The sequence below is a fragment of the Microvirgula sp. AG722 genome, assembly GCF_003269145.1.
In the GTDB taxonomy this organism is placed as follows: domain Bacteria; phylum Pseudomonadota; class Gammaproteobacteria; order Burkholderiales; family Aquaspirillaceae; genus Microvirgula; species Microvirgula aerodenitrificans.
This window is the reverse complement of the sequence record NZ_QLTJ01000002.1, coordinates 334,023-356,665: the sequence shown is the minus strand read 5'-3', so window position 1 is coordinate 356,665 and position 22,643 is coordinate 334,023. Positions and strand designations below refer to the sequence as shown.

Genomic DNA, 22,643 nt, shown 5'->3' with positions numbered 1-22,643 from the left:
GGTTTTTCATGGCCTGCCGCTGGCCGCCAGGCGCGGAATCCCGACCGGGCAATGGCGTGTTTTTGCCACGTCATCAATCATATGTTGCTAATGTGCAACAATGTCGTCACAATAAAAATTCAATAGAATCATGTATTTGCGTGTTGTTTCGGCCGCATGTTGCAAAAAAGACGCATAAACGTGAATTGCGTTGGCGAAATAGCAACAAAGCACCGTATAGTGAGTTCACACAAAGCACAGAGCACGTGCTGATCCGATGTTTAGAAGTCGGGCGCATCGACCCGCTGATTTACTCCAAAGAGGTAACTGACCATGAAAAAACTGATCGCACTGGCCGTTGCTGCACTGCCGCTGGCCGCTATGGCCGACGTGACCCTGTACGGCAACATCGAAGCCAGCGTTGAAGGTGGCAAGTCGAACGGCTACAACTTCGACAGCAACACCAGCAAGCTGAAGAGTGGCGTCCGCATCGACGACACCGGTTCGTACATCGGCTTCAAGGGCAACGAAGATCTGGGCAATGGCCTGAAGGCCATCTGGCAAGTCGAGCAAGGCCTGAACATCGACGGCACCACCGGTTCGGGTTCGGGCAACGGCTACAACAACACCTGGGCGACCCGCGACAGCTTCGTCGGCCTGACCGGTGATTTCGGTACCGTCCGCCTGGGTCGTCTGAGCACGTACCTGAACTCGGACATGGAAAAGTTTGACGCCTGGATCTACGGCGCAGGCGTGAACGGTTCGACGTACAACTCGGCTAACCTGCTGGACGGCCGCGTGAACAACGCCGTGCGTTACGACAGCCCGAACTTTGCCGGCTTCAAGTTCACCGCCCTGTACGGTGCTGACGAGCAGCGTGCCTATGTTGGTGACGATCGCACCAACAAGAACACCTGGAACCTGGGCCTCGGCTACGAAAACAGCGGCTACTTCGTTGACGCTGGCTATGTCGGCTTCCAGGACAACAACGCTGCTGGCGACAAGAACGCCAACTACTGGCGTGTTGAAGGCGGCTACAACGCCAACAACCTGCTGGCAGTGGTGTCCTACGGTCAAAGCAAGATGTACGGTGACAACAGCCCGTACGCCCAACTGGCCAACCTGGCCGTTGGTGGCAATGACGAGTTCAAGACCAAGGAAGCTGCACTGACCGTGGGTTACACCATCGGTGCCTTCACGCCGAAGTTCACGTACAACCGTGTCTGGGACATCAAGCAAAACGACAACAAGATTGCCGACAGCGCCCTGAACCAGTACGTGGTTGGTGTTGACTACGCCCTGTCCAAGCGCACCACGACCTACGCTTCGTACGGTTATGTTGACCACAAGGCCAACGAAGTCAGCAGCGAACAAACCTTCGCCGTTGGCGTGCAACACAAGTTCTAATCGTTACGATTGGAATGCATGACCGGCTCCGGCCGGTTACGGAAAACCCCGCCGTCAGGCGGGGTTTTTGCATCTGCCTTGACCTGCGGGTCGCCACTGGCAATACTTTCCGTTCTACCCAGTCCCGAAACCGACCTTGGACGACATTCCCTTATCGCTGTTGCTGACCACCCTGATCCTGCTGCTGGTGCTGTCGGCGTTTTTTTCCATGTCCGAAACCAGCATGATGGCGGTCAACCGCTATCGGCTGCGACACCGGGCCTTGCACGGCCATCGCGGGGCAAAGCTGGCGCAGGCGCTGCTGGCCCGTACCGACAAGCTGCTCGGCGTGATCCTGCTCGGCAACAACTTCGTCAATGCGGCGGCGGCGTCACTGGCGACGGTCATCACCTTCCGCCTGGTCGGACAGAACGAGATCGCGCTCGGCATTGCCACCGTGCTGGTGACCTTCGCCATTCTGGTGTTTGCCGAGGCGACGCCGAAAGTCATTGCCGCCACCCACCCGGAACGGATTGCGCTGGCCGCCAGCTACCCGCTGACGTTGCTGCTGAAACTCGCCTATCCGGTAGTCTGGTTCGTCAACCTGTTCGTCCACGGGCTGATCCGTCTGCTGCGCGTGCAGCCCGAGCCGGAAACGACGCAGCTGACACCGGAAGAATTGCGGGTGCTGGTGCTGGAAAGCGGGCAGTTCATTGCCAAGAAGCACCAGTCGATGCTGCTGAACCTGTTCGAGCTGCAGAACTGCACGGTCGATGATGTGATGATCCCGCGCCAGCAGATCGAAATGATCGACCTGGCCGATGACATCGACGATATCGTGCGCCAGCTGCGCACCTGCCATCACACCCGGCTGCCGGTCTGCGAGGGTTCCAGCGACAATGTGATCGGCGTGCTGCATACGCGCAAGGTGCTTGGCCTGACCGACACGGCACTGACACCGCTGCGGCTGCGCAGCGTGCTGCGCTCGCCGTACTACGTGCCGGCCGGCACGCCGCTGTTCACCCAGTTGCAGAATTTCCAGGAAAACCGCCGCCGCATCGGCATCGTCGTCGACGAGTATGGCGAGATGCAGGGGCTGCTGACGCTGGAAGACATTCTCGAACAGGTGGTCGGCGAGTTCACCACCTCGGCGCCAACCTTTGCCACCCACCTCGACCGCCAGGCCGACGGCTCGGTGCTGGTCGATGGCAGCGAGCAGCTGCGCGACCTGAACCGCAAGTTCGATACCCGGCTGCCGGTCGACGGACCGCGTACCGTCAACGGTCTGGTGCTCGAATACTTCCAGGACATCCCCGAGCCGGGCACCTGCTTCAAGCTGCATGGCTGCGTGTTCGAAGTGGTGCAGGCCGGCGACAAGGGTGTGCGCCGGGTCCGCATCCGGCCTCCGGGCTGAGTCCCGGCCATGAATGGCGTCCTCGCGCTGATTGCGCCGGCACCGCTGATCGCGGGCTGCGCCGTGCTCGGGCTGCTGTTCGGCAGCTTCTTTACCGTGCTGGTGCACCGCTTGCCGCGACGGCTGCTCGGCGACAGTGCCGATACGCTGTGGGCGCCACGCTCGCATTGCCCGCATTGCCGGCACGTGCTGGGCGCATGGGAGAACCTGCCGCTGCTGTCGTGGCTGGGGCTGCGTGGCCGCTGTCGCGCGTGCCACACGCCCGTTGGCTGGCACTATCCGTTGCTGGAGGCCGGCAGCATGCTGCTGGCGGCGGCGCTGGCCTGGCATTTTGGCGCCGGCTGGTCGCTGGCGGGGGCACTGCTGCTGTGCGGTTTTCTGCTGCCGCTGGCCGTCATCGACGCCCGTACCGGTTTGCTGCCGGACAGCCTGACCCGGCCGCTGCTGTGGCTGGGCCTGCTGTTCAATCTGTCCGCCGACGGTTTTGCGCCGCTCCCCGCCGCCGTGATCGGCGCGGCGGGCGGCTATGCTGTCTTGTGGCTGACTTGTCGCGCATGCACACTGCTGACCGGCCGGGATGGCATGGGGCATGGCGATTTCAAACTGCTGGCGGCGATCGGCGCCTGGCTGGGCTGGCCGCAACTGGGCCCGGTGCTGCTGCTGGCAGCCGGGTCGGCGGCGCTGGTCGGCGTGCTGCTGATCGCGTCCGGTCGGCGTCATCGTCATGATGCCATCCCGTTTGGCCCGTATCTTGCTGCTGCAGCCGTGGTCGTGCTGTGGCGCGCACCGTTTTGACAGAAGGAATCGGCGTGGGTGAAATCAGACTGATGGCGACCAGGGGTGAGGCATGACAAAAAAAGCACCGTTTGTGGTCGGATTGACCGGGGGTATCGGCAGTGGCAAGAGCGCCGTTGCCGACCTGTTTGCGTCGCACGGCGTGCCGGTGGTCGATACCGACCAGATCGCACGCGACCTGACCGTGGCCGGCGGGGCGGCGATGGCCGACATCGTGGCGGCATTCGGCCCGCAGTTCGCGCTGGCCGACGGCAGCCTGGACCGTGCGGCGATGCGGGCGCGGGTGTTCGGCGATGAGGCGGAACGGCAGCGGCTGAATGCCATTCTGCATCCGCGCATCAATGCGGAAAGCCGGCGCCAGATTGCCGCCAGCTGTGGCCCCTATGTGCTGCTGGTGGTGCCGCTGCTGTTCGAGACCGGCGGTTATGCCGACCTGTGCCAGCGCACACTGGCCGTCGATTGCCCGGAATGGATGCAGGTAGCGCGGGTCACGGCACGTAGTGGCTTGGCGGCCGATCAGGTCAGGGCTATCATGACGGCCCAGATGCCGCGTGACGCGCGGCTGGCGCAGGCGGACGATATTGTCGACAATAGCGGTTCGCTGTCGTCGCTGGCGCTGGCCGTGGCGGAAAAACACCACGACTACCTGACGCTGGCAGCCGCCTGACCCCGATCAACCTCTTGCTGCGACAGTGCCTGTGATCAGCTTCGAGTTTCCCATCGCCGAGCGCATCCGTCTGTTGTTGCGCCTCGAAGATCTGTTCCAGCGTCTTGCGCACTTCATGGAACGCGGTACCCCGACCGACCATCATGCGGCGCTGCTGTCGCTGTTCGAGATTTCGGAGATCGGTGCGCGTTCCGACGTCAAGGGCGAGCTGCTGCAGGAACTCGACCGGCAGAAGCATGCGCTGGATGCGCTGCGCGACAATCCGGCCATTGCCGAAGACGCGCTGGACGCGGTGCTGGCCGATATCGAAGCGGCGATGAGCGGTCTGTTCGACTCTACCAGTCGCGTCGGCCAGCATTTGCGCGAGAACGAATGGCTGTCGACCATCCGCCAGCGCTCCGGCATTCCCGGCGGGGTGTGCGAGTTCGACCTGCCGTCCTATCACTTCTGGCTGCACCGGCCCGATGCCATGCGCCGCGCTGACGTCGATCGCTGGTATGCGCCGCTGAAGCCGGCCCGTGCCGCTGCCGACGTGCTGCTGCAGCTGCTGCGCGACAATGGCAAGACCTATCCGCTGGTCGCCCGTGGCGGCAATTTCCAGCAGATGTCCGGGGGGCGCATCGTCCACATGATCCGCATCGTCATCGACGAGCTGTATGGTGTCGTGCCGGAACTGTCGGCCAACAAGTACGCGATCAACGTCCGTTTCGTGCAGCCGGGTACCGGCAACGAGCGGCCGCGTCCGGTCGGCAAGGACATCGAGTTCACGCTGACCTATTGCAAGCTGTAAGGATTTCCATGACCACCGTCGTCAAATGCCCGACCTGCTCCCGCCCGGTCGAATGGACCGCCGAGAGCCGCTGGCGGCCGTTCTGCAGCGAGCGCTGCAAACTGATCGACCTCGGGCAATGGGCCGAGGGTCGCTATACCGTGCCATGCGAACCGGCCGATCCCCGGGCTGATACTGAAAACGGGCAGGATTTTACCCACTGACAAGCGGGTATGTCGGGATGGCCGTTTATCCGTTTGTCACGGGATTTATTGAAATCGCCTTGTATTTTTACTGATTTGATCTAATTGTCCGACATTGGACTCTGATGCAGCGCAACAGAATGCATATTCCGCTTGCGCCATTGTTTTTCCATTGTGTAGCTTTAGCACATGCGTGTGGAAACACGCGCACCATAACGACGCTACACTGGAGAGAATATGCGCATCAAGAAGCTCGCGCTGGCGCTAGCCGCAACCGGTTTCATGGCCCAGGCCTATGCTGCCGGCACCCTGATCTATTGCTCGGAAGGCAGCCCGGCCGGTTTTGACCCGGCCCAGTACACCACCGGCACCGATTTCGACGCGTCAGCCGAAACCGTATTCAACCGCCTGTCGCAATTCGAGCGCGGCTCGACCAAAGTCGTGCCGGGCCTGGCCGAAAAATGGGATATTGCGCCGGACGGTCTGGCTTATACCTTCCATCTGCGCAAGGGCGTGAAATTCCACACCACCGACTATTTCAAGCCGACGCGTGATTTCAACGCCGACGACGTCGTGTTCACCTTCGATCGCATGCTTGACCGCAACAATGCGTTCCGCAAGGCTTATCCGACCGAATTCCCGTATTTCACCGACATGGGCATGAATCAGACCATTGCCAAGGTCGAGAAAATCGATCCGTATACGGTCAAATTCGTCCTGAAGAAACCGGAAGCGGCCTTTATCCAGAACATGGCCATGAGCTTCGCGTCGATCCAGTCGGCCGAATACGCGAACCAGTTGCTGAAGACCGGCAAGGCGGCGCAGCTGAACACCCAGCCGATCGGCACCGGCCCGTTCATCTTCAAGCGCTACCAGAAGGATGCGCAGATCCGCTTCGTCGGCAACAAGCAGTATTGGGAAAAGGGTGCCAATGCCGTCAAGCTGGACAACCTGATCTTCGCCATCAACACCGACGCATCGGTGCGGGCGCAGAAGGTCAAGGCCGGCGAATGCCATATTGCCTCGTACCCGAAGCCGGCCGACGTGGCCGGGCTGAAGGCCGACCCGAAGCTGACCGTGCAGTCGCAAGCCGGCTTCAACCTGGGTTACATCGCCTACAACGTCAAGCACAAGCCGTTCGACAAGCTGGAAGTGCGCCAGGCGCTGGACATGGCGGTCAACAAGAAGGCGATCATCAACGCCGTCTACCAGGGCGCCGGCCAGCTGGCGACCAACCCGATGCCGCCGACGCAATGGTCGTACAACAAGGCGCTGAAGGATGCGCCGTACGACCTGAACAAGGCCAAGGCACTGCTGAAGAAGGCCGGCGTGCCGAACGGCTTCAGCATCACGCTGTGGGCGATGCCGGTGCAGCGCCCGTACAACCCGAACGCCAAGCTGATGGCGGAAATGCTGCAGGCCGACTGGGCCAAGATCGGCGTCAAGGCGAAAATCGTCTCGTACGAGTGGGGCGAATACATGAAGCGTGCCAAGGCCGGCGAGCATGATGTGCTGCTGATTGGCTGGACCGGTGACAATGGGGATCCGGACAACTGGCTGGGCACGCTGCTCGGCTGCGACGCGATCAATGGCAACAACTTCTCCAAGTGGTGCCAGAAGCCGTTCAACGACCTGATCGTCAAGGGCCGTTCGACCAGCAACCAGGCTGAGCGCAGCAAGTACTACATGCAGGCCCAGCAGATCTTCAAGCAGGAAGTGCCGTTCACGCCGGTGGCCCACTCGACCATCGACAAGCCGATGAGCAAGAAGGTGCAGGGCTACAGGATCAGCCCGTTCTCGCTGAATTCGTTCTACGGCGTCAGTGTGCAGTAAGCAGCCACTGAGACGACAAGGACGGCCCCCGGGGTTCCGGGGGCCGTTTTTTGTTCATGTGGCTGGATGCATAAAAGACAGCGATGCGCCATATTCATTTCTGCAGGCGACATACTGTGCTTGCGGCGGTGAGGCGCGAAAGTGAACATTCCCCATTCCTTGAGTGTTAATGACCATGCTGACGGAATGGAAGTGGCGCTTGCTTGCGTTTTTTGGGGCGAATTGCGGAATTTCTGTCATCAGACCGGTTTGTGCAGCACTGGCCGGGTGCGCGGGCGTTCGTGTTCGAACATGTGCCGGCCCGCTGCGGCATGGTGTCGCCGGGGGGCGGGATCATGCGTTGATTGTTGCCGGGCGACCCCGCCGCTATGATCCGCCGTTCATGAAAGCGTCAAACGCATTTCCTAAAAGGACTCACCGATGTTCTCGTTCGTTCTGAGACGACTCGGCCTGCTCATTCCGACCTTCTTCGGCATCACGCTGATCACCTTCGGGTTGATCCGGCTGATTCCCGGCGACCCGGTCGAAGTGATGATGGGCGAGCGTCGCGTCGATCCGGTCATGCATGCAGAAGCCATGCATCGCCTCGGACTCGACAAATCCCTGCCGGCACAATATCTCGACTACATCACCAGTCTGGCTCATGGCGATCTCGGGCAGTCGCTGGTGACGCGCGAGAGCGTGTGGAAGGAATTCACCGTGCTGTTCCCGGCCACGCTGGAACTGGCCAGTGCCGCGATGCTGATCGCGGTGGTGCTCGGCCTGCTGGCCGGCGTCGTTGCCGCCATCAAGCGCGGCACCATTCTCGACCATGGCGTAATGGGCCTGAGCCTGACCGGTTTCTCGATGCCGATCTTCTGGTGGGGGCTGATCCTGATCATGTTCTTCTCGGTGACGCTGGGCTGGACCCCGGTGTCCGGGCGCATCGACCTGATGTATGACATCGACCCGAAAACCGGCTTCATGCTGATCGACACCTGGCTGGCGCAGCAGGCCGATCCGGAACTGAACGCCGGCGCCTTTGTCGACGCCGTCCGCCACCTGATCCTGCCGGCCGTGGTGCTCGCCACCATCCCGCTGGCGGTGATTGCGCGGATGACGCGCTCGTCGATGCTCGAAGTGCTGCGCGAGGACTATATCCGCACCGCGCGCGCCAAGGGGCTGTCGCCGATGCGGGTGGTGTTCGTGCATGCGCTGCGCAATGCGCTGATCCCGGTGCTGACCGTGATCGGCCTGCAGGTGGGCACGCTGCTCGCCGGTGCGGTGCTGACCGAGACCATCTTCTCGTGGCCGGGCATCGGCAAATGGCTGATCGACGCCATTGGCCGCCGCGACTACCCGGTGGTGCAGAACGGCATCCTGATCGTCGCCACGCTGGTCATCGTGGTGAACTTCCTCGTTGACGTGCTGTACGGCATCGCCAACCCGCGCATCCGCCACCAGAGATAAGAGGGCGTCATGACGACAACGAATACCCTGACCGTGGCACCGGCCGACGCGCCGGACCATCCGTCCCCGCTGCGCGAATTCTGGCAGAGCTTTGCACACAACCGCGGCGCCGTCGCCGGCCTGCTGTTCATGCTGCTGGTGCTCGCCTGTGCGCTGTTCGCGCCGCTGCTGGCGCCGCACGATCCGATCGAGCAGTTCCGCGATCACCTGCTGACACCGCCGGTCTGGCTGGATGGCGGCAGCAGCCAGTTCCTGTTCGGTACCGATGAACTGGGACGCGACATCCTGTCGCGACTGATCTATGGCGCCCGGCTGTCGCTGCTGATCGGCCTGTCCTCGGTGGTGATGTCACTGCTGCCGGGCATTGCACTCGGTCTGGCGGCCGCTTTCTTTCCGAAACTGGCCGGCAGCCTGATCATGCGGCTGATGGACGTGATGATGGCGCTGCCGAGCCTGCTGCTGGCGGTGGCCATCGTCGCCATCCTCGGGCCGGGCCTGATCAATACCATGATGGCCATTGCCATCGTCGCCCTGCCGGGTTATGTGCGGCTGACGCGGGCGTCGGCCATGTCCGAACTGAACCGTGAATACGTGACCGCCAGCCGGGTGGCCGGCGCCGGCATCCTGCGCCTGATGTTCATTACCGTACTGCCGAACTGCATGGCGCCGCTGATCGTCAACGCGACCATGGGCTTCTCCACCGCGATTCTCGATGCCGCCGCGCTCGGCTTCCTCGGCCTGGGCGTGCAACCGCCGACGCCGGAGTGGGGCACCATGCTGGCCAGCGCGCGCGACTATATCGAACGTGCGTGGTGGGTCGTGACTCTGCCGGGGCTGACCATTCTGCTGTCGGTGCTGGCGATCAATCTGATGGGTGACGGGCTGCGCGATGCGCTGGACCCGAAACTCAAGCGCGCCGCCTAGGAGACCGCTGATGAGTTTGTTGGATATCCGCAATCTGGCGGTACGCTTCGGCCACTTCAATGCCGTCGAGGGTGTCGACCTGCAAGTCGAGGCCGGCGAGATCGTCGGCATCGTCGGCGAGTCCGGTTCGGGCAAGTCGGTGACCATGATGGCGCTGATGGGGCTGATCGACAGCAATGGCACGATCAGTGCCGATGCCATGACCTTCGATGGCAAGGACCTGATGAAAATGGGTGCCCGCGCCCGGCGCAAGATCGTCGGCAAGGACATCGCCATGATCTTCCAGGACCCGATGACCAGCCTGAACCCGAGCTATACCGTCGGCTTCCAGATCATGGAAGTGCTGAAACTGCACCAGGGCCTGCACGGCGCCGCACTGAAACAGCGCGCGATCGAACTGATGGAGCTGGTCGAAATCCCCAGCCCGGCCAGCCGGCTCAATGCCTATCCGCACCAGCTGTCCGGCGGCATGAGCCAGCGGGTGGTGATTGCAATGGCGATCGCCTGTCGTCCGAAACTGCTGATCGCCGACGAGCCGACCACCGCGCTCGACGTCACCATCCAGGCGCAGATCATGGAACTGCTGGTCAACCTGCAGAAAAACCATGGCATGGCGCTGGTGATGATTACCCACGACCTGGCGGTTATCGCCGAGATCGCTGACCGGGTGCAGGTGATGTATGCCGGCCAGGTGGTCGAGACCGGTCGCGTGCCGCAGCTGTTCCGCACCCCGCACCATCCGTATACCGAAGCGCTGCTGTCGGCCATTCCCGAGCACAGCAAGGGCGCGTCGCGCTTGCGCACGCTGCCCGGCGTGGTACCCGGCGCCTATGACCGGCCCGGCGGCTGTCTGCTGTCGCCACGCTGCCCGTACGTGCAGGACAACTGCCGCGCCACGCGGCCGGAACTGGTGGCCACCTCGCATGGCGAGGCGCGCTGCTACTACCCGCTGACCTATACGGAGGCCGCATGAGCGACGTCATTCTTTCCGCCCGCGACCTGACCCGTCACTACCAGGTCAGCCGCGGCTTCATGAAGGGCCTGGCCACGGTCAAGGCGCTGAACGGTGTCAGTTTTGACCTGAGTCCGGGCCGCACGCTGGCCGTGGTCGGCGAGTCCGGCTGCGGCAAGTCCACGCTGGCGCGGCAACTGACCCTGATCGAGGCCCCGACCAGCGGCTCGCTGCAGATCGACGGCCATGATGCGGCCCGGGCCGACAAGGCGCTGATCCACACCCTGCGGCAGAAGGTGCAGATGGTGTTCCAGAACCCGTACGGCTCGCTGAACCCGCGGCAGAAGATCGGCACCCAGCTTGGCGAACCGCTGGCGATCAACACCGCGCTGTCGCGGCAGGAACGCGATGACAAGGTGCGCGAGATGATGGACCGGGTCGGCCTGCGACCGGAGTACTTCTTCCGCTATCCGCACATGTTTTCCGGTGGTCAGCGCCAGCGCATTGCCATTGCGCGGGCGATGATGCTGAACCCCGGCATCGTTGTCGCCGACGAACCGACCTCGGCGCTGGACGTGTCGATCCAGGCCCAGGTGCTGAACCTGTTCATGGACCTGCAGGACGAGTTCCGTACTGCCTATGTGTTCATCACCCACAACCTGGCCGTGGTCGAACACGTTGCCGATACGGTGATGGTGATGTACCTCGGCCGGGCGGTCGAAGTGGCGGACAAGGCCACTCTGTATGCGACGCCGCTGCACCCGTACACCAGGGTGCTGCTGTCGGCCACGCCGTCCATCCATGCCGAGAACCGCAAGATCAAGATCAAGGTGACCGGCGAGCTGCCGAGTCCGCTCAACCCGCCGGAAGGCTGTGCGTTCCACAAGCGCTGCCCGTTCGCGACCGAACGCTGCCGGCACGAGGTGCCGGAATTGCGACCGCTCGGCGAAACCCGGGTCGCCTGCCATCATGCGGAGTCGATCAACGGCTGAGCATGGCGGTGGTCGATCTGCGTCAATGCCGAATCGGTAAATCCGGTTTATGACTACAAGACTGCTCATGAAGGCGGGCACCGACGGTTTGCGTGGCGTCGGTGCATGCCCGACTGACAGTACTGTCAGTGCAGGCGGCAGTCTGCCTGATTGAATCCTGCCCCTTCCGTCCCCGCCGTCGCGGGGAAACCTCGCTGCGCTCGTCCGTTCTTCGCCGGGAGGGGTGTGGGCAGTTTGACAGGGATTTTTTTTCGCAGGCCTGCGACACGCTCCAGAAAGGCAGATGGGAATGAAGACCAAGAAGCTGGTGATGATTCCGGGACCGACGCCAGTCGTGCGTTCCATTCAGGAACAGATGGGACGCGAGACCGCCGCCTTTGGCGATCCCGACTTCGTGCGCGACTTCACGTCGCTGCTCAATGACCTGAAGTCGCTGTGGAAAACGACGGGCGAAGTCTTTGTCGTCGCCGGCACCGGTACGCTGGGGATGGAAATGGCCGTCGCCAACAGCCTGCGCGCCGGCGACCGGGCGCTGGTGGTGTCGCACGGCTACTTTGGCGACCGTTTCTCCGAGCTGTGCTCGCGCCGTGGCATCGAAGTCGACGTGCTGGCCAGCGAATGGGGCCGGATCGTGCCGCTGGAGCAGATCGAACGCGCGCTGGCGAGCAAGAACTACCAGGCGATCACCGTGACCCACGTCGATACCTCGACCGGGGTGTGCGCGCCGGTCGCCGAAATCGGCCAGCTGCTGCGCCGCTTCCCCGACACGCTGTATATCGTCGATGGCGTGTGCGCGACCGCCGCCGAACCGGAGTACGTCGACGACATGGGCATCGACATTCTGCTGACCGGTTCGCAGAAGGCATTCGGCGTACCGCCGGGACTGGCGATCCTGTGGGCCGGGCCGAAGGCGCTGGCGCGTCGTGCATCGCTGGGCACCATTCCCGACTACTACATCGACTTCGACAAGTGGCTGCCGATCATGCACGAGCCGGCCAAGTACTTTGCCACCCCGGCCGTCAACCTGGTCTGGGCACTGAAGGAAGCGGTGCGGCTGATCAAGGAAGAAGGACTGGAAAACCGTTACGCCCGCCACCGGCGCACGGCGCGGGCGATGCAGGCCGCGCTGGAAGCACTGGGCTTCCAGGTACTGGCCGAGGCCGATCATCGTGCGGTGACACTGTCCAACCTGATCTATCCGTCCGGGGCCGACGATGCCGCCTTCCGCCGGCTGCTGGCCGAGGAGGGGGTGATGGTGGCTGGCGGGCTGGCTGCCTATGCCGGCCGCATGTTCCGCCTGGGCCATATGGGCAATATCGACGCGCACGATCTGGTAGCCACGCTGGCGGCGATCGAGCGTGCCGCCGTGCGCAGCGGGATCCCGGTCGAGCTGGGCGCCGGGCTGGCCGTACTGCAGCGCGAACTGGTGCGTGCTGCCGGGTAAGCAGCGCCACGGCAAATGCCAAATAGCTATTAAGTCAGTACAGAGGGATGGTTGCCTGCATGGCCGTGGCCGGTTATGTTGCGGTCATCCCTCTTTTCGTACAGGACCTGTCGTCATGCGCATTGAAACCCTGGCCGTCCATGGCGGATTCTCGCCCGACCCGACCACCAAGGCCGTCGCCGTCCCGATCTACCAGACCACCAGCTTTGCGTTCGACAGCACCCAGCATGGTGCCGACCTGTTCGACCTGAAGGTGCAGGGCAATATCTACACCCGCATCATGAACCCGACCACCGACGTGCTGGAAAAGCGCGTCGCGGCGATGGAGGGCGGCATCGGCGCACTGGCCGTCGCCAGCGGCATGGCCGCAACCTGCTACGCAATCCAGACCATTGCCGAGACCGGTGACAACATCATCGCCACCTCGACCCTGTATGGCGGCACCTACAACCTGTTCGCCCATACCCTGCCGCAACTGGGCATCGAAGTGCGCTTCGTCGACTATCGCAAACCGGAAGACATTGCCGGCCTGATCGACGCACGCACCAAGGCGGTGTTCTGCGAAAGCATCGGCAATCCGCTCGGCAATGTGGTCGATTTCGCCGCCTTTGCCGACATTGCCCACGCCCACGGTGTGCCGCTGATCGTCGACAACACCGTACCGAGTCCGTACCTGTGCCGTCCGTTCGAGCATGGCGCCGATATCGTGGTCCATTCGCTGACCAAATACCTTGGTGGCCACGGCACCAGCATCGGCGGCATCATCGTCGACTCGGGCAAGTTCCCGTGGGGCGAGCACAAGGAGCGCTTCAAGCGCCTGAACGAACCGGACGTCAGCTATCACGGCGTCAACTACGTCGAAGTGCTGGGGGCGGCTGCCTATATCGCCCGGGCGCGGGTGGTGCCGTTGCGCAATATGGGCGCGGCGATCTCGCCGATGAACAGCTTCCTGATCCTGCAGGGCATCGAGACCCTGCCGCTGCGCATGGACCGGATCTGCGACAACGCACTGGCCATCGCCCGCCACCTGTCCCGGCATCCGCTGGTCGACTGGGTCGAGTATGCGGCGCTGGAAGGCAATATCAGCAAGCTGCTGGTCGACATGTACATGGGCGGACGCGCTTCCGGCGTGCTCAGCTTCGGCATCAAGACCGGTGCGGCCGGTGGCGCCAGGTTCATCGACGCGCTGCAGCTGGTCACGCGACTGGTCAATATCGGCGACGCCAAGAGCCTGGCCTGCCATCCGGGCAGCACCACCCACCGTCAGTTGAGCCCGGAAGAGCAGTTGAAGGCCGGCGTGCGTCCGGAAATGATCCGGCTGTCGATCGGCATCGAGCATATCGACGACCTGCTGGAAGATATCGACCAGGCGCTGGCCGCTGCAGCCTGACAAAGTGTATGTTTGCCGGCGCGATGGCCTTGGCCATCGCGCCGTTTTCATTGCTGGAGGTTGCCTGGCATGCAGGTATTGAACGTGGTGGGCGCCGGTCGGGTCGGCCGGTCGCTGGCGCGCTTGTGGCATCAGGCCGGCGCGGTGCGCCTCGGCGGCGTCTGTACCCGGCGTACGGACTCCGCCGCTGACGCGGTGGCCTTTATCGGCGCCGGTCAGGCACTGGCGCTGGACGCCATGCCGCCGGCTGCGCTGTGGCTGCTGGCCGTGCCCGACAGCGAACTGGCTGCGGTTGCCGAGACACTGGCCGGTCGCATCGACCGCGGCACGGTTTTTCACGCCAGCGGTGCGCTGACCGCCGCCGTGCTGGCACCGCTGGCCGCGCGCGGGCTGGCGACCGCCAGCGCGCACCCGGCGCTGAGCTTTGCCGAGCCGGCGCGGGCGGTGCGCGAGTTTGCCGGTACGCCGGTGGCACTGGAAGGCGATGCGGCAGCCTGCCAGACCCTGTCTGCCCTGTTTGCCGCCATCGGTGGCGCGCCGTTCCCGCTTGCCGCCGCCGCCAAGCCCGGGTATCACGCCGCCTGTGCGATCGCCTCGAACTACGCGGTGGTGCTGGCCGATCTGGCATTGCGGACCGCGCAGCGGGCCGGGCTGGATGCCGCGACCGCACGTGCGGTGCTGGCACCGCTGGCAGGCCAGTCGCTGGCCAATGCCTTCACCCTTGGCCCGGCGGCCGCCCTGACCGGACCGGTGGCGCGCGGCGATGCGGCCACCGTGGCGCTGCATCTGGCCGGTCTCGACCAGGTGCCGGCCGACGCCGACGCTTACCGGGCGCTGGGCCGGCTGGCCCTGCAACTGGCTGCGCCGGGGCTGGAGCCGGCCCGGATCGCCGCCGTGCACGAGGCGCTGGCGCGGTGATTGTCCGCTGCCGAACTGGCATCATGGCGGCTTCGTTCCCCTGTTTGCTGCCGCCATGCCGATCCTGATCAATCATCAGCCCGCCGAGAGTCTGTCCGTGTCCGACCGGGGCTTCACCTATGGCGACGGCGTGTTCCGCACCCTGCGCGCCAGCCATGGCCAGCCCCGGCTGTGGCGCTGGCAATGGCAGCGGCTGGCGCATGACTGCGCGGCACTGGGGCTGCCGCTGCCGGATGTCGACCCGCTGCTGGCCGACATTACCCGCGTCTGCGCCGGCATTGACGAAGCCACGGTCCGGATCACCGTGACCCGGGGGCAGGGCGCACGCGGCTATTCGCCGGCCTCGGCGCCGGGCTCGACCCTGATCGTCCAGGCCTCGCCGTATCTGGCGGCGCCGGACAGCTGCTTTCGCGACGGCATCGTCGCCCGGCTGTGCGACTGGCGGCTGGCGCTCCAGCCGCGGCTGGCCGGCATCAAGCACCTGAACCGGCTGGAGAACGTGCTGGCCCGGGCCGAATGGACCGACCCGGCCATTCGCGAAGGCATCCTGCGCGACAGCGAAGGCCGGGTGATCGAAGGCACGATGTCCAATCTGGTCATCTGCCGTGGGGGTGCGTTGCTGACGCCACGGCTGGACGGTGCCGGTGTCGCCGGCGCCGTGCGCGCCTGCCTGATGGCGACGTTGCCGCTGCAGGAAACCGAATTGCGACTGGACGAACTGCTTGCTGCCGACGAGATCCTCTGCGTCAATTCGCTGATTGGCGTCTGGCCGCTGGCCCGGCTCGGCGACTGGCGCAGCCGCTCGCGCACGGCGGCAGAACAGCTGGCGGCCGTACTGGCCGAGGCCGGATAGTGGCGCTTTTCTGAACGAAAACAGGAAGCGTCTGACTGAGCATTTCGTGGATAACTTATATAATCGCCGGTTTGCATGTCAGATTCGAATCGTCGATGAACCTTATCCTGAAATTGCTGGCCGGCATGCTGGTCGGTGCGCTGCTCGGCCTGTTCGCCCCGGCGGACGTGGTGCGCGGTCTGCTGACCTTCAAGGCACTGTTCGGCCAGTTCCTCAATTTCGTCATCCCGCTGATCATCCTGTTCTACATCATGAGCGGGATTGCCAGCCTGGAACGCAATTCCGGCCGGCTGCTCGGGCTGACGGTCGGGCTGGCCTATCTGTCGACCATTCTGGCCGGCGGCTTCGCCTTTGCGGTGGCGCACGAGGTGTTGCCGGGGCTGATCGCCGAGGGCATCCATGCCGCGGCCCGGCATGAACAGGCGCTGGAGCCGTTCTTTACCGTCGACATCAAGCCGCTGTTTGACGTCATGACCGCGCTGGGCCTGGCCTTTATCGGCGGCATCGGCATTTCCGCGACCGGTGCGACCTCGCTGCGCCGGGTCGCCGACGAGGGGCGCAATATCGTCGAGTGGGTACTGGCCAGTGCCCTGATCCCGCTGCTGCCGTTCTATATTGCCGGCGTGTTCGCCGGCATGGCGGCCGACGGCACGGTGTTCGATACGCTGAAGACCTTTGGCGTGGTGCTGCTGCTGGCGGTGCTGCTGCACTGGGTATGGCTGGCGGTGCTGTATACGGTGGCCGGTACGGCGACCGGACGCAATCCGCTGCGCCTGCTGCGGACCATGCTGCCGGCCTACCTGACCGCGCTCGGCACCATGTCGTCGGCGGCGACCATTCCGGTCACGCTGCGTCAGGCGCGGGCGATGCCGGTACGCGACGAGATCGGCGATTTCGTCATCCCGCTGTGCGCGACCATCCATCTGTGCGGCAGCACCATCACGCTGGTGTCGTGCGCGACGGCGGTGATGATGATGACCGCCGGGCTTGACGTGGCCAGCTGGTCGACCATGCTGCCGTTCATCCTGATGCTGGGGGTGGCCATGGTCGCCGCACCCGGCGTGCCGGGCGGCGGCGTGATGGCGGCGCTGGGTCTGCTGGCGTCGATGCTCGGTTTCGGCGATGCCAGCCTGGCGCTGATGATTGCGCTGTATGTGGCCCAGGACAGCTTCGGCACTGCCTGCAACGTGACCGGCGACGGCGCGATTGCGGTGGCGGTCGATGCGGCCGTGCCGGCCGCGGTAGCGGTCGGTGACGAAGCCTGAGAGAAGGGATCAGCGCCGGCGGGCAATCAGCCGGCGCACGATGCCGGCCAGTCGCCAGCCGGCCAGCGCCAGCGGAATGAACCTGGCGGCACCTTTCCAGCGTGACGAGGCGGCCAGGCTGCCAAGCGCGGCGATCCAGCCGGACGAGCCGCCACGCAGCAGGCCGAGCATGGCGGCAAAGCGGCCGGCCTGACGGATCGGGTGCTTCATCTCGTCCAGCACGCTGACCAGTTCCAGCCGGTGCGATTCGAGTTCGAGACGGTAAAGCTGCTTGCGGATATCGCGGCGGGCGCGGATTTCGGCGGCACTCATGCTCATGACAGCAGACGCTCCTTGTCGCGCTTGAGTTCATCCAGCGTGGCGGCAAACGGCGTCGGCGAGTGCAGCGCCAGCTTGCGTGCGGCAGCGATGCAGCCCAGGCCCATCAGCAGGAAGACCAGCACCATGGTGCCGACCGCATACGGTCGCCATGACGGATCGGCCAGCACGATGATGCCGATCATCACCGTCTGCAGGCACAGCAGCAGCGCGCCGGCACCGAGCATGCCGAGGACCACCATCCTGAGAATGCGCTCGCGCGCTTCCTCCAGCTCGACGCCGAGCAGGCCCATGTGGGCGTGAAGCAGGCCAAGCAGGCTGCCGAGCAGCCGTTGCATGACGCCAGGGGAAGCGGAGGGGCGCCGGGTATCGGTCATGGTCGCAGTGAAGGGTCTCGGTCGGGTATCAGAAAAAAACGCGCCGGCCACCCCGCAGTGCGGGACGGCCTGGCAGCGTCATCGGTGGTGCCTCAGCGGCGCGACACCAGCAGGCCGAGCAGAAAGCCGACGCCGGCGGCGACGCCGACCGATTGCCACGGATGGTCATGCACATAGGTATCGGTCGCCCTGGCGGCTTCCTTGGCCTTGCCGGCCACCTTCTGTTCCGCGTCGTACAGACGGCTGCGCACGGCGCGCAGGTTGTCGGCAATCTTGCCGCGCAGCGCCAGCGCCTTTTCGCCACCCTGGGCGGTCACATCGTCGATCATGGCTTCGGTATCGGCCAGCACATCGCGCAGATCGTCGATCAGGGCTTCCTGCGGGTCCTGCTTTCTTGCGTTCTGAGTTGCCATGAAACTCTCCTGTGGGGTTGAAAGAAGGGGAAGACATGCACTGACGGTCCGGACCCGGGCCGTCGGCGGCTACAAGAAGACAGCTGGGGGCGGTCGGGCGAGGATCAAGCGCTTGTCTCTGCATAGTTGCGTAATCATGGCGACTTGGCAATGGCGCAGCCGACGCCGGCCCTGGCCGGCAATCGACAAACTTGGACCGGCGGGCGCGCCTTTCGCCTATCATGACGGGCATTTATTCGGGATGGGGACAGGTGTGCGGATCGGCAAACTGGTGATCATCGGCGTCGGCCTGATCGGCGGCTCTTTCGCGCTGGCGCTGAAGCGCGCCGGCCAGGTGGACCATGTGGTCGGGGTCGGGCGCAGCGTGCGCAACCTCGAACGCGCCATCGAACTGGGCGTGATCGATGCTTGCGAACACGATGCCGGCCTTGCGGTGCGCGATGCCGACCTGGTGCTGGTGGCCACGCCGGTCGGACAGATGGGCGGAGTGTTCGACGCCATTGCTGCCCACCTGCCGCCCCGGGCCATCGTCACCGATGCCGGCAGCACCAAGGGCGACGTGGCCTTGCTGATGCAGCGGCACCTGCCATGCCAGCTCGGTTACTGTGTGCCGGCGCATCCGATCGCCGGCTCCGACCTGTCCGGTGCGGCGGCGGCCCAGTACGGGCTGTTCGAGCACCGCACCGTGGTGGTCGCGCCGCTGGACACGACCCTGCCCGATGCCGTCGAACGGGTCAGCGACGCCTGGCGCACCTGTGGCGCCACCGTGGTGGCGATGGCGCCGGCCGACCACGACCGGGTGTTCGCCACCGTCAGTCACCTGCCGCACCTGCTGGCATTCTCGTACGTGAACAGCGTGGCCTCGCGGCCCGATGCCCAGCGCTGCCTGGACTTCGCCTCGACCGGCTTTCGCGATTTCACCCGCATCGCCGGCAGTCACCCGGAAATGTGGCGCGATATCTCGCTGGTCAACCGCGAGGCGCTGCTGGCCGAGATCGATGCCTTCAGCAACGAGCTGGCCGCCCTGCGTGCCGAGCTGGCAGCCGGGGACGGCGACGCGATGGAAGCCCGCTACCGGCGCGCGCGCGCCGTCCGGCTGGACTGGTTTGCGCGCTTTCAGAAGCGGTGAGGGTACCGCCGGGCGGAGCAGAATTGGTTGTGGACTGAATTCGGTCTAAAATCAGTCCTGTCTGTTCAGCGCCGAGCCGGGGCCCTCCATGAAATTTTCATCGCACATCAAACCCATCAGTTATCTCAAGAGCCATGCTGCCGAAATTGTCAGGGACATTTCCTGCAGCCGCGAGCCGTTGCTGATTACCCAGAATGGCGAAGCCAAGCTGGTGGTCATGGACGTAAAAAGCTATGAGGAGCAGGAGCAGACCATGGCCTTGCTGAAGCTGCTGGCCATGGGAAACCGGGAAATCGAGCTGGCGCAATTTCGTGATGCCGAAGACGTCTTTGCCGAACTGGACCGGGAAGATCCGCAATGAGCCATCGCGTCGTACTGCTGGCCTCCGCCACGCGGGATCTGCAGACACTCAGGCGCTATCTGCTCCGGCGCTTTTCTGCGGCGGTCTGGCAGGACAGCTACGACAAGATAAAGGCATCCATCCGCGCGCTGGAAACCTTCCCGCTGGCGGGAGGGATTCCCGAGGAAATCGAGCGCCTGAACCTGACGCAATACCGGCAGGCGCTGGCGGGCATGAATCGCATCATCTACGAGGTCAGGCAGAGTACGGTTTACATCCACCTGATCGCAGATGCCAGAGAAGACATGCAGTCACTATTGACACGAAGGTTGCTGAGCGTACCGTAGCGCCCCTCTACGACTTGCCGGCGTCCTCGTCCAGCTGGCGCAGGAAGGCCAGCTTGTCGGCAATCTTGCTTTCCAGCCCGCGTGGCACCGGCACATACCAGCGCGGTGGCGGCATGTCGTCGGGCAGATAGGTTTCACCCGCCGCATAGGCGTGCGGCTCGTCATGGGCATAGCGGTACTCATGGCCGTAGCCGAGTTCCTTCATCAGCTTCGTGGGCGCATTGCGCAGATGCACCGGCACCTCGCGCGACTTGTCCTGTTTGACGAAGGCACGTGCCTGGTTGTACGCCATATAGCCGGCGTTGCTCTTGGCGGCGATGGCCAGATAGATGACTGCCTGCCCCAGCGCCAGCTCGCCTTCCGGCGAGCCGAGGCGCTCGAAGGTGGTCGCCGCGTCGTTGGCGATCTGCATCGCGCGCGGATCGGCCAGCCCGATATCCTCCCACGCCATGCGCACGATGCGCCGCGACAGGTAGCGCGGGTCGGCGCCGCCATCCAGCATCCGGCACAGCCAGTACAGCGCGGCATCCGGGTCCGAGCCGCGCACCGATTTGTGCAGCGCCGAAATCTGGTCGTAGAAATTGTCGCCGCCCTTGTCGAAGCGGCGCGCGTTCAGCGTCAGCGCCTCCTGCAGGAAGGCGGCGCTGATCGTGGTTGTTCTGGCAGCACGCGACGCGGTCTGCACCTGTTCGAGCAGATTCAGGAAACGGCGGGCGTCACCGTCGGCATAACCGATCAGCGTATCGACGGCGGCATCGTCGAACTGCAGCGTCGTCAGCGCCTTGTCGCGCGCGCGCGCCAGCAACTGGCGCAGCTCGTCGTCGCCGAACGATTTCAGCACATAGACCTGGGCGCGCGACAGCAGCGCGGAGTTGACCTCGAACGACGGGTTTTCGGTCGTGGCGCCGATAAAGGTCACCAGGCCGGATTCGACATACGGCAGCAGCGCGTCCTGCTGCGACTTGTTGAAGCGGTGGATCTCGTCGACGAACAGAATGGTGTGCCGGCCCTGTGCCAGATGCTGCTCGGCCTGTTCCATGGCCGAGCGGATATCCTTGACCCCGGCAAATACGGCCGACAGCGCGATGAACGCGCAGTCGAACGCATGGGCAGTCAGCCGCGCCAGCGTGGTCTTGCCGACGCCGGGCGGGCCCCACAGAATCATCGAGTGCGGCGTGCCGGACTCGAACGCCAGCCGCAGCGGCTTGCCGGGACCGAGCAGGTGGGTCTGGCCGATGACCTCGTCCAGTGTCTGCGGCCGCAGGGCTTCGGCCAGCGGCGGCGTCGGGTCGACTTTGAACAGGTCCGCCATCGGTTCAGCCTCCGGTCAGTGCCGGCAGTGCCGACAGATCCCAGCGCGGCTTGACCGAATAGCTGCCTGCCGGGTGTGCGTGCGCGAGCCGGTGGCAGCCGGCCAGCGCGATCATCGCGCCATTGTCGGTACACAGCGACAGCGGCGGGTAGAACACCTCGAAACGGTGGCGGGCGGCAGCGCGGTCGAGCGCGGCGCGCAACTGGGTGTTGGCGCCGACGCCGCCGGCCACCACCAGCCGTTTCAGGCCGCTGCGCTTCAGCGCGCCGAGCGACTTGTGCAGCAGCACGTCGACAATGGCTTCCTGGAACGCGCGGCAGATGTCGGCGCGGGTCTGTTCGTCGATGCCGCCGGCTTCGCGTTCGATCTTGCGCACCAGCGTCAGCACCGCGGTTTTCAGTCCGGAAAAGCTCATGTCGAGATCGCCGGAGTGCAGCATCGGCCGGGGCAGGGTAAAGCGTAGCGGATCACCGGACTCGGCCAGCTTCGACAGCAGCGGGCCGCCGGGATACGGCAGACCAAGCAGTTTGGCGGTCTTGTCGAAGGCCTCGCCCGCTGCATCGTCCAGCGTTTCGCCGAGGGTCTGGTAGTCGCCGATGGCGCGGACCGCCATCAACTGGGTATGGCCGCCGGACACCAGCAGGGCAACGAACGGGAAGGCCGGTGCCGGGTCGGCCAGCATCGGCGACAGCAGGTGGCCTTCCAGATGATGGACCGCCACTACCGGGATGCCGAGGCCGAAGGCCAGTGCATTGGCGACCGATGCGCCGACCAGCAGCGCGCCGCCGAGGCCGGGGCCTTCGGTGTAGGCAATGGCGTCGACATCGGCCAGTGTCTTGCCGCCGGATTTCAGGCACTCCTGGGCCAGCGGGATCGCACGGCGGATGTGGTCGCGACTGGCCAGTTCCGGCACCACGCCGCCATATTCGGCATGCATGGCCATCTGGGTGTGCAGTGCATGGGCGATCAGACCGCGTTCGCTGTCGTACAGCGCAACGCCGGTCTCATCGCACGAGGATTCAAAGCCGAGAACGAGCATGGGGAGCGGGCCGGCGAAGGCCGGCAGTCTGCGTGATCAATCGGTCATTTTACCCCGTGCGGCAAGCGGACGCGCGCGAACCGTTCGTCAGCCGGGCGGGCGGGGCCCGGTTCGCGCCGGGGTAACATCATGCCG

24 protein-coding genes are annotated in these 22,643 nt (G+C 64.5%); 19 read left to right on the top strand and 5 right to left on the bottom strand.

The features are described 5' to 3' along the window. The first annotated feature begins 312 nt into the window (after window positions 1–312). The 16 genes from DFO50_RS05280 (at window position 313) to DFO50_RS05205 (ending at window position 17,233) form a co-directional block, all read left to right on the top strand. Window positions 313–1,386, top strand: a complete 1,074-nt coding sequence (locus tag DFO50_RS05280) for a porin (RefSeq protein ID WP_028497635.1) — start codon at window positions 313–315, stop codon at window positions 1,384–1,386. Window positions 1,387–1,522: 136 nt separating this feature from the next. Next, a complete protein-coding gene (locus DFO50_RS05275; protein ID WP_028497636.1) occupies window positions 1,523–2,779 on the top strand; it encodes an HlyC/CorC family transporter in 1,257 nt (418 codons plus the stop codon). 9 nt (window positions 2,780–2,788) lie between these two features. Beyond that, complete coding sequence (locus DFO50_RS05270; RefSeq protein ID WP_112692159.1) at window positions 2,789–3,574, top strand: A24 family peptidase; 786 nt, start codon at window positions 2,789–2,791, stop codon at window positions 3,572–3,574. Window positions 3,575–3,626: 52 nt separating this feature from the next. After that, on the top strand, window positions 3,627–4,241 hold the full coding sequence (coaE, locus tag DFO50_RS05265) for a dephospho-CoA kinase (protein WP_028497638.1): 615 nt from the start codon (window positions 3,627–3,629) through the stop codon (window positions 4,239–4,241). Window positions 4,242–4,266: 25 nt separating this feature from the next. Further along, window positions 4,267–5,031: a cell division protein ZapD gene (gene zapD / locus DFO50_RS05260; RefSeq protein WP_233495191.1), complete on the top strand. Its 765-nt coding sequence runs from the start codon at window positions 4,267–4,269 to the stop codon at window positions 5,029–5,031. A gap of 8 nt (window positions 5,032–5,039) precedes the next feature. Then, window positions 5,040–5,234 carry a DNA gyrase inhibitor YacG gene (locus tag DFO50_RS05255; RefSeq protein ID WP_028497640.1) on the top strand — a complete coding sequence of 65 codons (195 nt, stop codon included), beginning with the start codon at window positions 5,040–5,042 and terminating at the stop codon, window positions 5,232–5,234. Between the two features lie 216 nt (window positions 5,235–5,450). After that, entirely contained in the window at window positions 5,451–7,046 is a 1,596-nt protein-coding gene (locus DFO50_RS05250; protein WP_107889391.1) for an ABC transporter substrate-binding protein, read from the top strand. A 420-nt stretch (window positions 7,047–7,466) separates the two neighbouring features. Next, complete coding sequence (locus DFO50_RS05245; protein ID WP_028497642.1) at window positions 7,467–8,495, top strand: ABC transporter permease subunit; 1,029 nt, start codon at window positions 7,467–7,469, stop codon at window positions 8,493–8,495. 9 nt (window positions 8,496–8,504) lie between these two features. Then, window positions 8,505–9,419 (top strand): ABC transporter permease subunit, encoded by a 915-nt coding sequence (locus DFO50_RS05240; protein ID WP_051528580.1) that lies wholly within the window; start codon window positions 8,505–8,507, stop codon window positions 9,417–9,419. Window positions 9,420–9,429: 10 nt separating this feature from the next. After that, window positions 9,430–10,392, top strand: a complete 963-nt coding sequence (locus DFO50_RS05235; RefSeq protein ID WP_107889393.1) for an ABC transporter ATP-binding protein — start codon at window positions 9,430–9,432, stop codon at window positions 10,390–10,392. Then, complete coding sequence (locus tag DFO50_RS05230) at window positions 10,389–11,363, top strand: peptide ABC transporter ATP-binding protein (protein ID WP_028497645.1); 975 nt, start codon at window positions 10,389–10,391, stop codon at window positions 11,361–11,363. The genes DFO50_RS05235 and DFO50_RS05230 overlap by 4 nt, the downstream gene beginning before the upstream one ends. A gap of 289 nt (window positions 11,364–11,652) precedes the next feature. Next, complete coding sequence (locus DFO50_RS05225) at window positions 11,653–12,807, top strand: alanine--glyoxylate aminotransferase family protein (RefSeq protein ID WP_112692158.1); 1,155 nt, start codon at window positions 11,653–11,655, stop codon at window positions 12,805–12,807. A 115-nt stretch (window positions 12,808–12,922) separates the two neighbouring features. Then, a complete protein-coding gene (locus DFO50_RS05220) occupies window positions 12,923–14,197 on the top strand; it encodes an O-acetylhomoserine aminocarboxypropyltransferase/cysteine synthase family protein (RefSeq protein ID WP_107889396.1) in 1,275 nt (424 codons plus the stop codon). 69 nt (window positions 14,198–14,266) lie between these two features. Then, window positions 14,267–15,115 carry a Rossmann-like and DUF2520 domain-containing protein gene (locus DFO50_RS05215; protein ID WP_028497648.1) on the top strand — a complete coding sequence of 283 codons (849 nt, stop codon included), beginning with the start codon at window positions 14,267–14,269 and terminating at the stop codon, window positions 15,113–15,115. 55 nt (window positions 15,116–15,170) lie between these two features. Beyond that, window positions 15,171–15,968 carry an aminodeoxychorismate lyase gene (gene pabC, locus DFO50_RS05210; protein WP_028497649.1) on the top strand — a complete coding sequence of 266 codons (798 nt, stop codon included), beginning with the start codon at window positions 15,171–15,173 and terminating at the stop codon, window positions 15,966–15,968. 95 nt (window positions 15,969–16,063) lie between these two features. Continuing rightward, window positions 16,064–17,233, top strand: a complete 1,170-nt coding sequence (locus tag DFO50_RS05205) for a dicarboxylate/amino acid:cation symporter (protein WP_036384673.1) — start codon at window positions 16,064–16,066, stop codon at window positions 17,231–17,233. Window positions 17,234–17,242: 9 nt separating this feature from the next. Here the strand turns inward: DFO50_RS05205 and DFO50_RS05200 are convergent, their stop codons facing one another. From DFO50_RS05200 to DFO50_RS05190, 3 genes are all read right to left on the bottom strand, one after another. Continuing rightward, the gene (locus DFO50_RS05200) at window positions 17,243–17,551 is read right to left on the bottom strand and encodes a hypothetical protein (protein ID WP_028497650.1); all 309 of its coding nucleotides are present in this window, start codon (window positions 17,549–17,551) and stop codon (window positions 17,243–17,245) included. Continuing rightward, window positions 17,548–17,928: a phage holin family protein gene (locus DFO50_RS05195; RefSeq protein ID WP_084299685.1), complete on the bottom strand. Its 381-nt coding sequence runs from the start codon at window positions 17,926–17,928 to the stop codon at window positions 17,548–17,550. Before DFO50_RS05195 ends, DFO50_RS05200 begins: the two co-directional genes overlap by 4 nt. 92 nt (window positions 17,929–18,020) lie before the next feature. Beyond that, entirely contained in the window at window positions 18,021–18,341 is a 321-nt protein-coding gene (locus DFO50_RS05190) for a YqjD family protein (protein WP_028497652.1), read from the bottom strand. 253 nt (window positions 18,342–18,594) lie between these two features. Here DFO50_RS05190 and DFO50_RS05185 point away from each other — a divergent pair, with 253 nt between their 5' ends. The 3 genes from DFO50_RS05185 (at window position 18,595) to DFO50_RS05175 (ending at window position 20,157) form a co-directional block, all read left to right on the top strand. Further along, window positions 18,595–19,470: a prephenate dehydrogenase/arogenate dehydrogenase family protein gene (locus DFO50_RS05185; RefSeq protein ID WP_233495190.1), complete on the top strand. Its 876-nt coding sequence runs from the start codon at window positions 18,595–18,597 to the stop codon at window positions 19,468–19,470. An 88-nt stretch (window positions 19,471–19,558) separates the two neighbouring features. Then, window positions 19,559–19,831, top strand: coding sequence for a type II toxin-antitoxin system Phd/YefM family antitoxin (locus DFO50_RS05180; protein ID WP_028497654.1), 273 nt, complete (start codon window positions 19,559–19,561; stop codon window positions 19,829–19,831). Then, window positions 19,828–20,157, top strand: a complete 330-nt coding sequence (locus DFO50_RS05175; protein WP_028497655.1) for a type II toxin-antitoxin system RelE/ParE family toxin — start codon at window positions 19,828–19,830, stop codon at window positions 20,155–20,157. Before DFO50_RS05180 ends, DFO50_RS05175 begins: the two co-directional genes overlap by 4 nt. 7 nt (window positions 20,158–20,164) lie before the next feature. On the opposite strand, the gene DFO50_RS05170 is transcribed toward DFO50_RS05175, so the two are convergent. Together DFO50_RS05170 and tsaD are read right to left on the bottom strand one after the other, a co-directional pair. Further along, window positions 20,165–21,469: a replication-associated recombination protein A gene (locus tag DFO50_RS05170; protein ID WP_028497656.1), complete on the bottom strand. Its 1,305-nt coding sequence runs from the start codon at window positions 21,467–21,469 to the stop codon at window positions 20,165–20,167. Window positions 21,470–21,473: 4 nt separating this feature from the next. Then, window positions 21,474–22,508, bottom strand: a complete 1,035-nt coding sequence (tsaD, locus tag DFO50_RS05165) for a tRNA (adenosine(37)-N6)-threonylcarbamoyltransferase complex transferase subunit TsaD (RefSeq protein WP_028497657.1) — start codon at window positions 22,506–22,508, stop codon at window positions 21,474–21,476. Window positions 22,509–22,643: the final 135 nt, after the last annotated feature.

Bases quoted from the DNA above. Each gene is read 5' to 3' on its own strand.
- DFO50_RS05170 (WP_028497656.1), bottom strand. From the start codon at position 21,469: ATGGCGGACCTGTTCAAAGTCGACCCGACGCCGCCGCTGGCCGAAGCC.
- DFO50_RS05205 (WP_036384673.1), top strand. From the start codon at position 16,064: ATGAACCTTATCCTGAAATTGCTGGCCGGCATGCTGGTCGGTGCGCTG.
- coaE (WP_028497638.1), top strand. From the start codon at position 3,627: ATGACAAAAAAAGCACCGTTTGTGGTCGGATTGACCGGGGGTATCGGC.
- DFO50_RS05190 (WP_028497652.1), bottom strand. From the start codon at position 18,341: ATGGCAACTCAGAACGCAAGAAAGCAGGACCCGCAGGAAGCCCTGATC.
- DFO50_RS05180 (WP_028497654.1), top strand. From the start codon at position 19,559: ATGAAATTTTCATCGCACATCAAACCCATCAGTTATCTCAAGAGCCAT.
- DFO50_RS05270 (WP_112692159.1), top strand. From the start codon at position 2,789: ATGAATGGCGTCCTCGCGCTGATTGCGCCGGCACCGCTGATCGCGGGC.
- DFO50_RS05280 (WP_028497635.1), top strand. From the start codon at position 313: ATGAAAAAACTGATCGCACTGGCCGTTGCTGCACTGCCGCTGGCCGCT.
- pabC (WP_028497649.1), top strand. From the start codon at position 15,171: ATGCCGATCCTGATCAATCATCAGCCCGCCGAGAGTCTGTCCGTGTCC.
- DFO50_RS05250 (WP_107889391.1), top strand. From the start codon at position 5,451: ATGCGCATCAAGAAGCTCGCGCTGGCGCTAGCCGCAACCGGTTTCATG.
- DFO50_RS05215 (WP_028497648.1), top strand. From the start codon at position 14,267: ATGCAGGTATTGAACGTGGTGGGCGCCGGTCGGGTCGGCCGGTCGCTG.
- DFO50_RS05200 (WP_028497650.1), bottom strand. From the start codon at position 17,551: ATGAGCATGAGTGCCGCCGAAATCCGCGCCCGCCGCGATATCCGCAAG.
- DFO50_RS05220 (WP_107889396.1), top strand. From the start codon at position 12,923: ATGCGCATTGAAACCCTGGCCGTCCATGGCGGATTCTCGCCCGACCCG.
- tsaD (WP_028497657.1), bottom strand. From the start codon at position 22,508: ATGCTCGTTCTCGGCTTTGAATCCTCGTGCGATGAGACCGGCGTTGCG.
- DFO50_RS05240 (WP_051528580.1), top strand. From the start codon at position 8,505: ATGACGACAACGAATACCCTGACCGTGGCACCGGCCGACGCGCCGGAC.
- DFO50_RS05245 (WP_028497642.1), top strand. From the start codon at position 7,467: ATGTTCTCGTTCGTTCTGAGACGACTCGGCCTGCTCATTCCGACCTTC.
- DFO50_RS05195 (WP_084299685.1), bottom strand. From the start codon at position 17,928: ATGACCGATACCCGGCGCCCCTCCGCTTCCCCTGGCGTCATGCAACGG.
- DFO50_RS05255 (WP_028497640.1), top strand. From the start codon at position 5,040: ATGACCACCGTCGTCAAATGCCCGACCTGCTCCCGCCCGGTCGAATGG.
- DFO50_RS05225 (WP_112692158.1), top strand. From the start codon at position 11,653: ATGAAGACCAAGAAGCTGGTGATGATTCCGGGACCGACGCCAGTCGTG.
- DFO50_RS05230 (WP_028497645.1), top strand. From the start codon at position 10,389: ATGAGCGACGTCATTCTTTCCGCCCGCGACCTGACCCGTCACTACCAG.
- DFO50_RS05235 (WP_107889393.1), top strand. From the start codon at position 9,430: ATGAGTTTGTTGGATATCCGCAATCTGGCGGTACGCTTCGGCCACTTC.
- DFO50_RS05175 (WP_028497655.1), top strand. From the start codon at position 19,828: ATGAGCCATCGCGTCGTACTGCTGGCCTCCGCCACGCGGGATCTGCAG.